Genomic DNA, 14,398 nt, shown 5'->3' with positions numbered 1-14,398 from the left:
CTGCTGGCATCGGGCAACGGCAGCACCGGCAGTTGCACCATGGCATTGTGTGGCAGATAAGCCGCGAACACCGCCAGTTCGCTGCCATGCACCACGTCTTCGGCGTCATGCAGCACGATGGCATCAAATGGACGGCCGCTTGCTGCCTCTTCGGCCAATGCGGCCCGCCACAAGCTGTTGAGGCAATCGGCCTTGGTGGTGGGGCCGGGAACCGCGCCGATGACAACATGCAGGCGCGAATCAGCCACCGCCGCCGCCGCCTGGCCCGCGGGATCATTAGGATACAGCCCGACGAACACCGCGTAATCCGGCCACTCCAGCGCAGCGAGCAGCCGCTGCAACATGGCACCGATAACGGCGGATTCGTCCCAGGCCGGGATCAGGATGGCAAAGCGGGCCGGCGGTGCCGTGATCGGCAACATCCGAGGCTGGCGGCGGGCGCGGGGCATGGCCAGCCACAATATGTCGATGGCCAGGTCATCAAGGCCATTGATTGCCACCAGCAGCGCCGCCAACAGCAGCATTTCGGCCAACGCCACGTGCCAAAGGGCCAGCAGATCGACTGGATTCATGGCAAACGGATCATGAAAATTGGAGTACCCCGGCCTGCACCAGTATCTGCAGACGGGGAGGGCCGATTGCAGGTGGAGTTTGCAGGCCGGGATACTCTCGGTGTGGAAGAGGCTGGCGCAGGGTCAAAACGCCAGTTTGTTCTCCCCACCGATGGCGGGCGGCGACAGCACCGGCTCGGGCAGCACCATAAAGGGTAGCGCCCAGGCGGCGCGCAGACGCTGCAAGGTGGTTTCGTTGACCAGGATCTGCAACGCGGCGACGGCATTTACGCCCTCGCCGTGCGGAAGGCCCAGCGGTTCGGCATCCCAGCCAATCGAAAGCAGGCTGGGCAGCCACGGCAAGTGCGTGACCATGGTGTAGCGGGTGATGCCGGCGGTCAGCGCATGTTCGAACAGCGCAATCGATATCTGGCGGCGCACCTGCAAGGCTTCGGCGCGTGACAGGCCGGGAGCGGTAACCAGCCGGGTGATCTCGCATACATCGTGCCCCTCCGGCACGGCTTCTGCACACAAGTGCGGAAACTTGTCACCCAGCAGGTGCGGGCCCGTGCTGGGCAGCAGTCGCACCGATCCGAGGTGACGGCCAGTGCCCGGCTGGTGGACAATCAGATACAGCGTGTCGTCGCCGTCATATTCGTCGATCTCGTGCAGCCCGTCCGGCGATTGCAGATCCCAGCCCAGCCTGTCCATGAGCACGATCTTGCGATCTTTCAGCATTGAAAAGCGCAAGGCGCCGTGGCTGCGGCTGGACAAAGCGGCTGCCTCTCCGTTCCCGTAGCGCCACAGGCCAGGGATGGCCTGGACAACAGGGCTGGTACCGGTCGTGGACGTGCCAAACATCTGCCGCCTCCCTGGCGTTTCCTCCCAAGTGCATGGCAGTGGTTGACGGGTGAGCGCCATATCCCTGAAAAGGGGCAATGACTGATGGCGGTGAACTGCAGTATCTTTCCCTGATGGACCGTGTGTGGCGCGAGGGCGTAACGCGCGAGGACCGCACCGGCACCGGTACGCGGGCTCTGTTCGGCGAGACGCTGAAGTTCGATCTTTCGGATGGCACGGTGCCGCTGCTCACCACCAAGCGCATATTCTGGAAATCGGCCATCAAGGAGCTGATCTGGTTCCTGAACGGCGAATCGAATATCCGCAGCCTAGTGGAACAGGGCGTGCATATCTGGACCGATTGGCCGCTGGATGCCTATCGCCGGGCAACGGGCGAGCAGATCAATCGCGACGACTTCGAAGCGCGCATCATCGCCGACGATGATTTCGCCGCGTGCTGGGGCGATCTCGGGCCCGTGTACGGCGTGCAGTGGCGGCGCTGGCCGCGTTATGTGGCCAATGAAGACGGCAGTTTCCGCGCCGATACGCCGTTCGATCAGATGACCGAGCTGGTCCACGGGTTGAAACACAACCCCGCCAGCCGCCGCCACATCTTCACCGGCTGGAACGTGCCCGAACTGCACCGCATGGCGCTGCCGCCCTGCCACATGACATACCAGTATTTTGTCGCAGATGGCCGGTTGTCGGGCATTCTTTATCAGCGCAGCTGCGATCTGGGATTGGGCTTCCCATTCAACATCTTCGAAGCCGCCTTGCTGATCCGCATGCTGGCCCAGCAGTGCGGGTTGGAACCGGGCATTCTCACGTGGATGGGGGCGGACTGCCACCTGTACCTCAATCACGAACATCTGGTGACCGAGCAGCTTTCCCGCACCCCCCGCCCCTTCCCGCGCCTGTCTTTCGCGCGGCAACCGGAGGATCTGTTCAGCTACAAGTTGGAGGACTTCATCATCGAGGGGTATGATCCGCACCCGCACATCGCGGCGCCGGTGGCAGTATGAGTCTCGATATCACCATCGTCGTCGCCCGCGCCAAGAACGGCGTGATCGGCAACAATGGCGCCCTGCCATGGCGCCTGCCGGCCGATCTGAAGCGCTTCAAGGCGATCACCGTCGGCAAACCCGTCGTGATGGGCCGCAAGACCTTCGAATCCATCGGCAAGCCGCTGCCCGGCCGGCACAATATCGTGCTCACCCGGCAAGCGGGCTGGACGGCCGAAGGCGTTACCGTGGTGCCCAATCTGGCAGAAGCCATTGCCGCGGCGGGCCTGGACCCGCGCATCCGCGGCCACATCATGATCATCGGCGGCGCCGAGATTTATGCCCTGGCGCTGCCCATCGCGACGCGGGTGGAATTGACCGAGGTGGACGCCGAGCCGGAGGGCGACACCGTGCTGCCGCCATTCGATGCCGCGCGCTGGCAGGAAGTAGCCCGGGTGATGCATGAACCCGGTGGCGAGCGGCCGGGCCACGCCTTCATCACGCTGGAACGGCGATAATCGGGGCGAAACGGGGGATACGCGGTGAAGAAAATAGTGTGGGTAACAGCGGCGTTGATCGGCGTGAGCGCGATCGGGTTTTTCGGTTTCGCCCCCGGCATCGTGGAGCGCGGCATGAACCGCCACACGGGGGCGACTTGGGCCGTGAACGCGCCTGCGCAGGCGCTGCACAAGAAACTCACCGTGATCGATCTGCACAGTGACACGTTGCTCTGGAAGCGCGACCTGCTTTCGGAAACGACCCAGGGCCATGTCGATCTGAAGCGGCTGGAGGCCGGCAACGTCGCGCTGCAAGTGTTTTCCAGCGTCACCAAGACGCCGCGCGGGCAGAATTACGAACGCAACAGCAGCGACACCGACAATATCACCCCGCTGGTGATCGCGCAGGCGCAGCCTGTCCATTCTTGGAACAGCTTGCTTGAACGGTCGTTGTGGCACGCGCAAAAACTGCATGACGCGGCTGACCGCGCCGGCGGCCGGCTGCTGATCATCAAGACACCCGCCGATTTGGCGCGTCTGCTGGCCAACCGGGCGGCGGGCAAGAAGGTGACGGGGGCGCTGCTCTCCACCGAGGGCGGGCAGAATCTGGAAGGCAAACTGGCCAGTGTGGCGCGGCTGCACGCCGCCGGCTTCCGCATGCTGGGGCTGGCGCATTTCTTCGATACCGAACTGGCAGGATCGATGGCGGGTGAAAACAAGGGCGGGCTCACCTCGCTGGGCGCCGCCGTGGTGAGGGAGGCCGAACGGCGCGGCATGATCATCGACGTGGCGCACAGCAGCGCCGCCGCCTTTGCCGACGTACTGCGCATCGCCACCCGCCCAGTGGTCGTGAGCCACGGCGGCGTGAAAGGCACCTGCGACACGCCGCGCAACCTGACCGACGACCAATTGCGCGCGCTGGCCGCCAACGGCGGCGTGATCGGCATCGGTTATTGGGATGCCGCCATCTGCCAGCCAACGCCCGATGCCGCGGCCAAGGCAATCCTGCACGCTGTGAAAGTGGCGGGCATCGATTCCGTCGGGTTGGGCAGCGATTATGACGGCGACACCACGGTAGGATTTGATACCGCGCATCTGGATGCCGTCACGCAGGCGCTGATGCAGGCGGGCATGAACGAGGCTGATATCGCCAAGGTGATGGGCGGCAATGCGGCACGGCTGCTTGCCGCCGGGCTGGCTCCCCGCTAAGCGCCGCGGATGGACCTGATCACCGGGGGCGACGCCCTGCCTGCCCATTTGCGCGGCGGCATTGCGGCGCTGGGCAATTTCGATGGCTTTCACGCCGGCCACCAGGCCGTGGTGAGCGCCGCGCGTGATTGGGCGCGCAAACTGGGCCGGCCCGCGCTCGTCGCCAGCTTCGATCCGCACCCGGCCCGCCTGTTCCAGCCCGATCTGCCGCCGTTTTCACTCTCCACCATCAGCCAGCGCGGGGAATGGCTGAGCGCGTTCGGCATGGACAGCGCCGTGGTGATGCCGTTCACCCGCGCACTCGCGGCGCTTACAGCCGAGGAATTCGTGGACGAATGGTTGGTGACGCGGCTGGGCGTGGCCGGCGTGGTGACCGGCGGTGATTTCACCTTCGGGCGCGGGCGTTCCGGCAGCGTGACCGATCTGTCGCGGCTTGGGCTGGACAACGGCTTTGCGGCGCGGGTGGTGAATGCCGTGCAGGATGATGCGGGCACCATCAGTTCCACCCGCATCCGCAGCTTTTTGCGCGATGGCCGGCCCGGGATGGCCGCCGATCTGCTCACCCGGCCGTTTTCCATCCGCGGGGTGGTGGAACACGGCGCCAAGCTGGGCCGCACCTTGGGCTTTCCCACCGCCAACATGGTGCTGGGCGATTATGTGCGCCCGGCCTACGGCGTGTATGCCGTGCAGGTGGTGCTGCCTTCGGGTGAGCGCGTGGATGGGGTCGCCAATCTCGGCATTCGGCCGATGATCGAGCCTCGGCTGGAATTGCTCGAAACCTGGCTGATGGACTGGTCAGGCGATCTCTATGGCCAGACGCTGGATGTGGAATTGGTGGCCTATCTGCGGCCCGAAATGAAGCTGAATGGGCTGGAGGCATTGAAAGCGCAGATCGCAGCAGATGCGAACGCAGCGCGGCGCATACTCAAGGGTGGGTGACAGCCGCGCGCCCATCCCCTAAAGCCCACTGCCTATGACCGCGCCCGATTACCGCTCTACCGTTTTCCTGCCGAAAACCGACTTTCCGATGAAAGCCGGGCTGCCGGAAAAGGAACCGCAAATCCTGGCGAAATGGCAGGCGGCAGACCTGTATTCCCAGCTGCGCGCCGCGCGCGCCGGGCGGCCCAAGTTCATCTTTCACGACGGCCCGCCCTATGCCAACGGCGACATGCACATCGGCCATGCGTTGAACCATATCCTGAAGGATGCCGTGGTGCGCACGCAAACGCTGATGGGCAAGGACGCGCCCTATGTGCCCGGCTGGGATTGCCACGGTCTGCCAATCGAGTGGAAGGTCGAAGAAGCCTACCGCGCGAAAAAGCTGAACAAGGATGCAGTGCCCGCCGCGGAATTCCGCGCCGAATGCCGGGCTTATGCCCAGCATTGGGTGAACGTGCAGGCCGGGCAATTGCAGCGGCTGGGCATCAATGCAGATTGGGCAAAACCCTATCTCACCATGGACTTCCAGGCGGAAGCGACCATCGTTTCCGAACTGCTCAAGTTTGCCGAGTCCGGCCAGCTGTATCGCGGCGCAAAGCCGGTGATGTGGTCGCCGGTGGAAAAGACCGCGCTGGCTGACGCCGAGGTGGAATATCACGACATTACGAGCACACAGATCGATGTGGCGTTCGAGATCATGGAAGCCCCAAATGCACCGGAACTGGTGGGCGCGTATGCCGTCATCTGGACGACGACGCCGTGGACCATCCCGGTGAACCAGGGCATCGCCTATGGGGCTAACCTAACCTACCTTTCCTTCAAGACACCAGACGGCAAGCGCTTGCTTATTGAAATGAGTTTGAAAGAGGCCTTTGAAAAGCGTTCGGGTTTTTCCATTGCTACAGCCAGTCGCGATGGGGCTGCTGAGATCGGAAATGACTTGGCAGCAATTGTGGCTAACCAAATTCCGGGCTCTTGCTTTGAAGGCGCTTTTGTCCGCCACCCGATGCATCAACTAGGCGGATTTTTCGAAACCAGACGACCGATGCTAGCCGGCGATTTCGTTTCTGACGAGCAAGGCACCGGGCTTGTCCACATGGCGCCGGACCATGGTGAGGATGATTTCGCGCTCTGCAAGGCGCGCGGGATCAATCCGGTGTTTGCCGTGGAGGGTGATGGCCGTTACCGCGCCGATTGGCTGTGGCTGGGCGGGGAGAGCAAGAACGTCATAAACCCCAATCTCAACGCGCCGGATGGGCCGATCTGCAACGATCTGCGCGCCGCCGGAGCGCTGCTGAGTGCCGGGCCGTTCCAGCACAGCTATCCGCACTCGTGGCGGTCGAAGAAGAAGGTGATCTTCCGCTGCACGCCGCAATGGTTCGTGCCGATGGATAAGGGTGAACACACGCTGCGCCAGAAGGCCGTCGCCGCCATCGCCGCCACCCAGTTCACGCCGGACAAGGGCCGCAACCGCATCGGGGCGATGGTGGAGGGGCGGCCAGATTGGGTGCTCAGCCGCCAGCGCGCATGGGGCGTGCCAATCACCTTGTTTGTTGATCGCAAGACCGGCGATTATCTCGTTGATAAAGCGATCAATGATCGAATCATCGCAGCCGTCCGCGAAAAGGGCGTCGATGCCTGGACACCCGAGTTCGCCGCCGAACTGCTCGGCGACCGCGCCGACCAGTTTGAGCAGATCACCGACATTCTCGATGTGTGGTTCGACAGCGGCTGCACCCACGCCTTCGTGCTCGAATCCGGGCGCTGGCCGGAACTGCAATGGCCGGCCGATCTGTATCTGGAAGGCAGCGACCAGCATCGCGGCTGGTTCCAATCCAGCTTGCTGCAAAGCTGCGCCACGCGCGGCCGGGCGCCGTACAACGCCATCCTCACCCACGGTTTCACCATGGATGGTGCAGGCCGGAAAATGTCCAAATCCGAAGGCAACACAGTCAACCCGCTCGACATCATGAAAACCTATGGCGCCGATATCCTGCGGCTGTGGGCGCTGAGTGTCGATTACACCGAGGATAACCGCATCGGCGATGAGATCCTGAAGGGTGTGGCCGATCAGTACCGTAAATTACGCAACAATTTCCGTTATTTGATTGGCGCACTTGAGAGCTGGAGCGAGGATGAACGCTTGCCCGTTTCCCAGATGCCGGCCTTGGAGCGCTGGGTGCTGCACCGGCTGGCGGAGCTTTCGGGTGAGCTCAAGGCGGCGGCGAACGCCTATGATTTTAACCGCTACACCAGCCTGATCGCCGAGTTCGTCCAGAACGATCTTTCGGCATTCGCGATGGATGTGCGCAAGGACAGCCTGTACTGCGATGCCCCCACTGCCATCACCCGCCGCGCCTGGCGCACGGTCCTGGATATCAGTTTCCACGCGCTTACCCGTTGGCTGGCGCCAGTGATGGTGTTCACTGCCGAAGAAGTGTGGGCGATGCGCTTCCCGGAAGCCGGTTCCGTGCACCTGCTCGAATGGCCCGAAATCGATGCCGGCTGGCGTGACGAGGCGCTGGGCCACAATATCGCTTTTGCCCGCGGTCTGCGCGAGGGTGCCTACCTCCAACTGGAAGAAATGCGGCGGAACAAGGAGATCGGCAGTTTTCTTGAGGCGTTCGTGCGGATTGAAACCACCGACGAAGATTATTTCGTCGCCGCGCAGGCACTCGATCTGGCCGAATATCTGCTGGTCGCGCGGGTTGATCTGTTGAAGGGCATCAGCGACGCGCTGACCGTGGGCAAGGTGGACGACGCCAAATGCGCGCGCTGCTGGCGGCACCTGCCCGACGTGGCGCCGGAAACTGAATTGTGCGGGCGCTGTGAGACGGTGGTTCATGCGTAACCGCGGCTACATCCTCGCGCTCACTGTGCTGATCCTCGATCAGATCAGCAAATATTGGGTCTTGGAGGTGCTACGCCTACCCGAACTGGGCGGCATCGATGTGCTGCCCTTTTTCCGCCTGACGTTTGTGGGCAACATCGGCGTGTCTATGGGAATGCTACAGGCCGATTCCGAAGTCGGGCGCTGGATGCTCACAGCGGTAACGGCCGGTATCGCACTGGCGGTGGCATTATGGCTACGGCGTGAAAAAAATCCCGTGGACGTGGCGGCGCTGGGGCTGGTGCTGGGCGGCGCCATCGGCAATATCCTTGATCGGATACGCTTTGGCTATGTCGTCGATTTCCTGCATTTCTACTGGGAGCAATACAGCTTCTGGGTCTTCAATCTTGCCGATGCCGCGATTACAATGGGCGTGATATTATTGCTGGCGCGTGCCGTGCTGGCCAAACCCGGCCCACAGCAAACGCCAGATGCAAGGGATGCAAAAGATGCGTAACCTGTTGATCCTTACCGTTTGTGCGCTGGCAGTCACCGCTTGCGGCGGCAAGAACAATCGCCTTTCGGGGCGCGGCCCCGATGAACTGGCCATTTCCCGCGGCGCGCCGTTGGTGGTGCCGCCCGATTTCGCGCTGGCGCCTCCCAAGCCCGGTGCTCCGCGCGCCATGGGCGTGGATTCGCAGGCCGCCGCGATGGAAGCGCTGTTTGGCCCAGGCGTGAAACCGCCGCCGCGCAGTGCCGCCGAACAGCAGTTGCTGGACCGTGCTGGCGCCAACAGCGGCAGTAACGATCCCGCCGTGCGCAGCCAGGCCGGCGATCCGCGCACGAGCACCGTCAACAAGGGCGTGTTCCTGCAGGAAATTCTGGCCGCACCAGTTGGCGTGCGCGACAGCAAGGTCGCCGATCTCAAGGTTCCCGGCTGAGCCAATGTGAAGGGGCGCCCGAAGAAGGGGCTGGCCCGCGGCGAACCGCTTCACGCGCGACGTTTCGTTCAGTCATGTTCAAGCCAGATCTGCCGTGTGGCTAGCGGATCGCCCGCAGCGGTGGTGACGGTAATGGTATGATCGCCCGACTGAAAATGCCATCGCCCCTGCCCGCGCCAGCGCAGATCGTCCAACAAGACAGCCATGTGCACGATGCGGGTTTCGCCGGGCTGTAATGACACGCGGGCAAACGCGGCCAGTTTGCGCGGCCACCGCTCAACGGGGCTGTCCGGCGGCGTGACGAAGGCCAGCACCGGGGTTTCAGCGGCCGCCGTGCCAGCATTTGTCACGGCAACACTGATCGCCAACCGGTCCCTTTCCTGGCGCAAGCCCAGCGCCCGCAACGCAAAGCGCGTGTAGCTCAGGCCGTGGCCAAAACCGTAGCGCGGCACCGTGGCATTCCGATCAAGCAGCGCATAACCATGCCACAGATCATAGGTGATGGCCGCCGCAGTGCGATCGAACCACGGGTAATCGCCGGCATCACGCGCCACGGTAAATGGCAATCGGCCCGATGGCGAAACCTGGCCGAACAGCAGGCGGGCCAGCGCGGTGCCGCCCGCCTGGCCGGCGTAAAAGCTTTGGAAAATGGCGCCGGCCTGTTCGTGCCAGCCTTCCACCAATACGGCTGATCCGGCCACGATCACCACAACCAGCGGTTTGCCCGCAGCGGCTGCGGCGTTGATCAGCGCGATCTGATCCGCCGGCAGGTTCAGATCGGCGCGGTCGCCGCCGATGTCGCCGCGCGTTCCGCCGCCCAATTCCTGGCCTAATGTCATGCCGCCGGGGATGAACTCGCCTTCTTCCTGCGCTGTGTAACCAGCGATCACGACCACGGCATCCGCGGCCCGGGCGGCGGCCGAGGCCGCGGCCAGGTCGCTTTCATCGCCGCTCAGCACCTCGGTCACGGCAGAAAGGCCCTCCAGCGCAGTGACGACATGCGGTGCCCGCACGCGCGACGAGCCATTGTCGCCAGTGTTCACCAGCTCGGCCAGCCGCCCTAGCACGGCCAGCCGCGTGCCCGGCGGGAAGGGCAGCACGCCGTCGTTCTTAAGGAGCACGGCGGATTTCTCGGCCGCTTCCAGCGCCAGAGCCGCGTGCGCCGGGCTGGCGACCATGGCGGGCGTATATGCGGGCAGCGGGTCTTGTGCGCTGCTGTTCGTGTAGAGCGCGGTGAGAATGCGGCGGCAGGCGGTATCGACGACCGATGGCGCCAGCGTGCCGTTCTCTACGGCTTCGCGCAATTTTTCGCCCCACACGCGTGGTTCCGGATTTTCCACGTCCAGTCCGGCGGCGGCGCCCCACACGGTGTGGACGCCCATGATCCAATCGCTGTGCACGAAACCGGTGAAGCCCCATTCGTGGCGCAAGATATCGGTGAGCAGCGTGCGGTTTTCGCCGCAATATTCGCCGTTCACCTTGTTGTAGGCGCTCATCACGCTGCGGCAGCCGGCGTCGATCACGGCCTTGAAGTGCGGCAGATAAACCTCGTGCAAGCTGCGCTCGTCGATGCTGACATCAACGGTAAAGCGCATGTTTTCCATTGAGTTGAGCGCGAAATGCTTGACCGTGGCGCAGACGTTATGGGCCTGCAAACCGGTGGACAGCGCCGCGCCCATCGCGCCCAGATGTAACGGATCTTCGCCGTAAGTTTCCTGCGCCCGCCCCCAGGCCGGATGGCGCAGCAGGTTGATGCACACCGCGCCGGACAGGTTGCAGCCTTGCGCCCGCAACTCGATGGCCATGGCTTCACCGATGCGCTGTTCCAGATCGGCATCGAAACTGGCGCCGCGCGCCATCGTGCACGGAAAGCAGGTGGATTGGCCGCGTGCCACGCCGCGCGGGCCGTCGCTGAACCAAAACGCCGGCACGTCCAGCCGATCAATGCCAGCGCCGGCACGATAAGGCGACGCGCCCCACACTTTGCCATCGGCCTTGTACTGCCGGAAAAACCCCTGCCCCGACATCATCGCGACTTTTTCAGCCAGTGTGGCGGCAGCAAGCACATTATCAACACGCGCGGCGATGTCGGCATCGGAAATGCCCGGTTCGGGCAGCAGCGGCAGATTGGTCATGCCAACCGTGCTAGCCGCAGTTGCGCTTGATTCCCAGCCAGCTTTGGCGTCACCTGCGGCAATGGCGATGCAAGAAGTTTCCGGTGGCTGCCACTGCGGCCAAGTGCAGTTCCGAGTGCGGTTTGCCGATCCGCCCGAACTGCTGAACTGCGATTGTTCGATCTGTACCAAGACCGGATATCTGCATTTGATTGCAGAGGGCGCGGATTTCGTGCTGGAGCGCGGGCGCGAGGTGCTGACCGATTATCGCTGGGGCAGCGGCCGGGCGCAGCATCTGTTTTGCGCAACCTGCGGCATCAAGAGTTTTTACGTACCGCTGTCGCATCCGGATGCTGTTTCGGTGAACTGGCGGGCGCTGGATGGGGTGGAGGATGTGCAGCCGCGAATCCGGGCCTATGACGGGCGCAGCCCGGGCAAGACGACCGTCGAGCGGATGGGGGAGATCAGCGGGTGAGCCATGTGATGCATGATGCGGATGCCTTGCCGGCGCCAACCATCGGATTTGACGATTGGCTCAAAGCCGATGTGCGGGTGGGAACTATCGTGGACGCCCTGCCCTTCCCGGAAGCGCGCAAGCCATCGTTCAAGTTGATCATCGATTTCGGCGCGGTAGTCGGCCAGCGCAAATCCAGCGCACAGATCACGCGGCATTACACACTGGAAGATCTGGTGGGACGGCAAGTAGTGGCGGTGGTCAATTTTCCGCCGCGGCAGATCGGCAAATTCATGTCGGAGGTGTTGACGCTGGGCGTGCCTGATGCGGAAGGCGAAGTGGTGCTTCTGCACCCGGGCCAGCCAGTGCCAAACGGCGGGCGGCTGTTTTAGCAGCCGGTCTGGATTAGCGCCCGGTCTGCCCCCGGTGCAGCAACATCGCATCGGCCAGCACCAGCGCCGCCATCGCTTCGAGCACCGGCGCGGCACGGATGCCGACGCAGGGATCGTGGCGGCCCTTGGTGACGATTTCAGTTGCCTGGCCGCCGCGCGTGATGGTTTCCACCGGCGTCAGGATCGAACTGGTAGGTTTCAGCGCCATGCGCACCACGATGGGTTGCCCGGTGGAGATACCGCCCGCGATGCCGCCGGCGTGGTTGGAAAGGAACTCGGGACCGTCCGCACCGCCCCCCCCTCTATTGGGCCGCATGCGGTCAGCGTTTTCTTCACCGCGCAGGCGCGCGGCGGCAAAACCATCACCAATTTCGACGGCTTTGACGGCATTGATGCTCATGGCGGCGCCGGCGAGCTGCGCATCCAGCTTGTGGTAAAGCGGGCTACCCCAGCCAGCGGGAACGCCGGTGGCAACGCATTCGACGATAGCGCCGAGTGAAGAACCGGATTTGCGCGCGGCGTCGAGCGCTTTAGCCCACACTTCAGCCGTCACCGCATCGGGGCACCAGAACGGATTTTGGGCGATTTGGGCGAGGTCAAACCGGGTGCGATCAATCGCGATTCCCCCAATTTCAACCAGATAGGCGGTGATCTCAACACCTGGAATGATCAGCCGCGCCACTGCGCCCGCTGCCACGCGGCTGGCCGTTTCGCGCGCTGATGATCGCCCGCCGCCGCGCGGATCGCGCAGGCCATATTTGGCGTCATAGGCATAATCGGCATGGCCAGGGCGGTAGGCGGCGGCAACCTCGCTGTAATCCTTGGAGCGCTGATCGACATTCTGGATCATCAGGCTGATCGGCGTGCCGGTGGTGCGGCCTTCGAACACGCCCGACAGGATACGCACTTCATCCGGTTCCTGCCGCTGCGTGGTGAACTTCGATTGGCCGGGCCGGCGCTTGTCGAGGAAAGGCTGAATATCGTTTTCGGCCAGCGCCAGCCCCGGAGGGCAACCATCGACTACCGCGCCGATCGCCGGCCCGTGGCTTTCGCCCCAGGTGGTGAAGCGCAACAGGTGACCGAATGTGTTGAGGCTCATACCAGTCCGATATCCGGCGCATCTTCGGCCTTCATGCCGATGACGTTGTAGCCGGCATCGACATGGTGGATTTCGCCGGTGACGCCGCTGGCGAGGGAAGACAGCAGATACACGCCGGCGCCGCCGACATCATCGATGGTGACGTTGCGGCGCAGCGGCGCGTTCAGCTCGTTCCATTTCAGAATGTATCGGAAATCGCCGATGCCGCTGGCGGCGAGCGTCTTGATCGGGCCGGCGGAGATGGCGTTGACGCGGATATTTTGCGGGCCAAGATCCATCGCCAGATATTTGACGCTGGTTTCCAGCGCCGCCTTGGCCACGCCCATGACATTGTAATGCGGTATAACCTTTTCGGCGCCATAATATGACAGCGTAACCATCGCGCCGCCGTCGGGCATCATCGCCGCCGCACGCTGCGCCACCGCAGTGAAGCTGTAAACCGAGACGTTCATCGTCATCAGGAAGTTATCAAGGCTGGTATCGGCATAGCGGCCGCGCAGTTCGTTCTTGTCGGAGAAGCCGATGGCGTGAACGACAAAATCGATGGTGGGCCATTCCGCAGCCAGCCCGGCAAAGCATGCATCCATGCTTTGGGCCGACGCAACATCGCATTCGAACAACCGCGCCACGCCCAATTCCTCGGCCAGCGGGCGCACGCGCTTTTCCATCATTGGGCCCTGATAGGAAAAAGCCATTTCGGCGCCCTGTTCGGCGAGCGCCTTGGCGATGCCCCAGGCCAGGCTCTTGTCGTTGGCCAAGCCCATGATCAGGCCCCGTTTGCCCTGCATAATTCCCATTAAATTCTCCTTGGACGCGCCCTACCGGGCAATTGCAGCAATTTCCAGCCCGACCCGGCCAACAGCGGCGTTCAATTGCGCGCCCAGCACCAGCCCCAGCCCAACGATGTAGAAATACAGAAGCGCAATGATCACGCCGGCCAGGCTGCCATAGGTAAGGGCATAATCGCCAAGCAGCGACAGTGCGCGCGGCAACAGCAGGGTAGTCGCCGTCCACGCCGCCGCGGTAAGCAGCGCGCCAGGCCAGGTTGGCGCGGCGCGAAACGGGCGCGGGCACAGAAGTGTGAACAGCGCCCACAACGCCGCAAACAGCATCACGGCCGGCACGATACGTTGCAGGCCCAGCGCCGGGAATACTTCGGCGGCCCTTGGCATCAGGCGATAGACGAAGGTTTCCGCCCCCGTCACCACCACCTGCGCTGCAAACGTGAGCAGCAGGATGATCACCAGCCCAAGCACTTCGGCGATGCCGACCAGCCGCCAGCGCCAGAACGGCAATTCCGATGGCGAGCCATAGGCCTGTTCCACGATGGAGCGCAGCGTGATGAGCACGCCCGATGTTGTCCACAAGGCCACAATCAAACCAAACGTGATCACCCCGCCAGTGGCCGGCGCCGCCAGCACATCGCGCACTGCCGGCGCGACGATGGCGGTGACACCCGGCGGCAGCGCCGCAAAAAAGCTGTTCAGCGCCGCCAGCCCGTCGCTGGTGCGGCCCAGCTGGCCAGCAATGG

General features: G+C 63.5%; 15 protein-coding genes. 9 read left to right on the top strand and 6 right to left on the bottom strand.

Going from position 1 to position 14,398, the window contains the following annotated elements; genetic code table 11:
• Together ACESL8_RS07735 and ACESL8_RS07730 are read right to left on the bottom strand one after the other, a co-directional pair.
• Positions 1–572 (bottom strand): glycosyltransferase (locus ACESL8_RS07735; RefSeq protein ID WP_372917514.1); only part of this gene is annotated, 572 nt, incomplete at its 3' end.
• Between the two features lie 123 nt (positions 573–695).
• A complete protein-coding gene (locus tag ACESL8_RS07730) occupies positions 696–1,289 on the bottom strand; it encodes an acyl-homoserine-lactone synthase (protein ID WP_372917512.1) in 594 nt (197 codons plus the stop codon).
• A gap of 200 nt (positions 1,290–1,489) precedes the next feature.
• On the opposite strand from ACESL8_RS07730, the gene ACESL8_RS07725 reads away from it, so the two are divergent.
• From ACESL8_RS07725 to ACESL8_RS07695, 7 genes are read left to right on the top strand one after another with little or no spacing between them, the layout of a single operon-like run.
• Positions 1,490–2,413, top strand: a complete 924-nt coding sequence (locus ACESL8_RS07725) for a thymidylate synthase (RefSeq protein WP_372917510.1) — start codon at positions 1,490–1,492, stop codon at positions 2,411–2,413.
• Entirely contained in the window at positions 2,410–2,910 is a 501-nt protein-coding gene (locus ACESL8_RS07720; protein WP_372917508.1) for a dihydrofolate reductase, read from the top strand. Before ACESL8_RS07725 ends, ACESL8_RS07720 begins: the two co-directional genes overlap by 4 nt.
• A gap of 24 nt (positions 2,911–2,934) precedes the next feature.
• On the top strand, positions 2,935–4,098 hold the full coding sequence (locus ACESL8_RS07715) for a dipeptidase (protein WP_372917506.1): 1,164 nt from the start codon (positions 2,935–2,937) through the stop codon (positions 4,096–4,098).
• Positions 4,099–4,107: 9 nt separating this feature from the next.
• Complete coding sequence (locus ACESL8_RS07710; protein WP_372917504.1) at positions 4,108–5,037, top strand: bifunctional riboflavin kinase/FAD synthetase; 930 nt, start codon at positions 4,108–4,110, stop codon at positions 5,035–5,037.
• A gap of 34 nt (positions 5,038–5,071) precedes the next feature.
• Entirely contained in the window at positions 5,072–7,888 is a 2,817-nt protein-coding gene (gene ileS / locus ACESL8_RS07705; protein WP_372917502.1) for an isoleucine--tRNA ligase, read from the top strand.
• On the top strand, positions 7,881–8,384 hold the full coding sequence (lspA, locus tag ACESL8_RS07700; RefSeq protein WP_372917500.1) for a signal peptidase II: 504 nt from the start codon (positions 7,881–7,883) through the stop codon (positions 8,382–8,384). Before ileS ends, lspA begins: the two co-directional genes overlap by 8 nt.
• Positions 8,377–8,808 carry a DUF3035 domain-containing protein gene (locus ACESL8_RS07695; protein ID WP_372917498.1) on the top strand — a complete coding sequence of 144 codons (432 nt, stop codon included), beginning with the start codon at positions 8,377–8,379 and terminating at the stop codon, positions 8,806–8,808. The genes lspA and ACESL8_RS07695 overlap by 8 nt, the downstream gene beginning before the upstream one ends.
• A 68-nt stretch (positions 8,809–8,876) precedes the next feature.
• On the opposite strand, the gene ACESL8_RS07690 is transcribed toward ACESL8_RS07695, so the two are convergent.
• Positions 8,877–10,943 carry a beta-glucosidase gene (locus ACESL8_RS07690; RefSeq protein ID WP_372917496.1) on the bottom strand — a complete coding sequence of 689 codons (2,067 nt, stop codon included), beginning with the start codon at positions 10,941–10,943 and terminating at the stop codon, positions 8,877–8,879.
• 61 nt (positions 10,944–11,004) lie between these two features.
• On the opposite strand from ACESL8_RS07690, the gene ACESL8_RS07685 reads away from it, so the two are divergent.
• Entirely contained in the window at positions 11,005–11,397 is a 393-nt protein-coding gene (locus ACESL8_RS07685) for a GFA family protein (protein ID WP_372917494.1), read from the top strand.
• Between the two features lie 8 nt (positions 11,398–11,405).
• Positions 11,406–11,768, top strand: coding sequence for a tRNA-binding protein (locus ACESL8_RS07680; RefSeq protein ID WP_372917518.1), 363 nt, complete (start codon positions 11,406–11,408; stop codon positions 11,766–11,768).
• 13 nt (positions 11,769–11,781) lie between these two features.
• On the opposite strand, the gene aroC is transcribed toward ACESL8_RS07680, so the two are convergent.
• The 3 genes from aroC to ACESL8_RS07665 form a co-directional block, all read right to left on the bottom strand.
• Complete coding sequence (gene aroC, locus ACESL8_RS07675) at positions 11,782–12,867, bottom strand: chorismate synthase (protein WP_372917492.1); 1,086 nt, start codon at positions 12,865–12,867, stop codon at positions 11,782–11,784.
• Positions 12,864–13,655, bottom strand: coding sequence for an enoyl-ACP reductase FabI (gene fabI, locus ACESL8_RS07670; protein WP_372917516.1), 792 nt, complete (start codon positions 13,653–13,655; stop codon positions 12,864–12,866). Before fabI ends, aroC begins: the two co-directional genes overlap by 4 nt.
• Positions 13,656–13,685: 30 nt before the next feature.
• Positions 13,686–14,398 (bottom strand): YihY/virulence factor BrkB family protein (locus ACESL8_RS07665; RefSeq protein WP_372917490.1); only part of this gene is annotated, 713 nt, incomplete at its 5' end.

The sequence above is a fragment of the Sandarakinorhabdus sp. genome (assembly GCF_041689835.1).
In the GTDB taxonomy this organism is placed as follows: Bacteria; Pseudomonadota; Alphaproteobacteria; order Sphingomonadales; family Sphingomonadaceae; genus Sandarakinorhabdus.
This window is presented reverse-complemented; position numbering and strand designations above follow the sequence as displayed.

Coding starts and splice junctions, on each gene's coding strand:
- ACESL8_RS07730 (WP_372917512.1), bottom strand. CDS start 1,289: ATGCTGAAAGATCGCAAGATCGTGCTCATGGACAGGCTGGGCTGGGAT.
- ACESL8_RS07725 (WP_372917510.1), top strand. CDS start 1,490: ATGACTGATGGCGGTGAACTGCAGTATCTTTCCCTGATGGACCGTGTG.
- ACESL8_RS07720 (WP_372917508.1), top strand. CDS start 2,410: ATGAGTCTCGATATCACCATCGTCGTCGCCCGCGCCAAGAACGGCGTG.
- ACESL8_RS07710 (WP_372917504.1), top strand. CDS start 4,108: ATGGACCTGATCACCGGGGGCGACGCCCTGCCTGCCCATTTGCGCGGC.
- ileS (WP_372917502.1), top strand. CDS start 5,072: ATGACCGCGCCCGATTACCGCTCTACCGTTTTCCTGCCGAAAACCGAC.
- lspA (WP_372917500.1), top strand. CDS start 7,881: ATGCGTAACCGCGGCTACATCCTCGCGCTCACTGTGCTGATCCTCGAT.
- ACESL8_RS07695 (WP_372917498.1), top strand. CDS start 8,377: ATGCGTAACCTGTTGATCCTTACCGTTTGTGCGCTGGCAGTCACCGCT.
- ACESL8_RS07690 (WP_372917496.1), bottom strand. CDS start 10,943: ATGACCAATCTGCCGCTGCTGCCCGAACCGGGCATTTCCGATGCCGAC.
- ACESL8_RS07685 (WP_372917494.1), top strand. CDS start 11,005: ATGGCGATGCAAGAAGTTTCCGGTGGCTGCCACTGCGGCCAAGTGCAG.
- ACESL8_RS07680 (WP_372917518.1), top strand. CDS start 11,406: ATGCATGATGCGGATGCCTTGCCGGCGCCAACCATCGGATTTGACGAT.
- aroC (WP_372917492.1), bottom strand. CDS start 12,867: ATGAGCCTCAACACATTCGGTCACCTGTTGCGCTTCACCACCTGGGGC.
- fabI (WP_372917516.1), bottom strand. CDS start 13,655: ATGCAGGGCAAACGGGGCCTGATCATGGGCTTGGCCAACGACAAGAGC.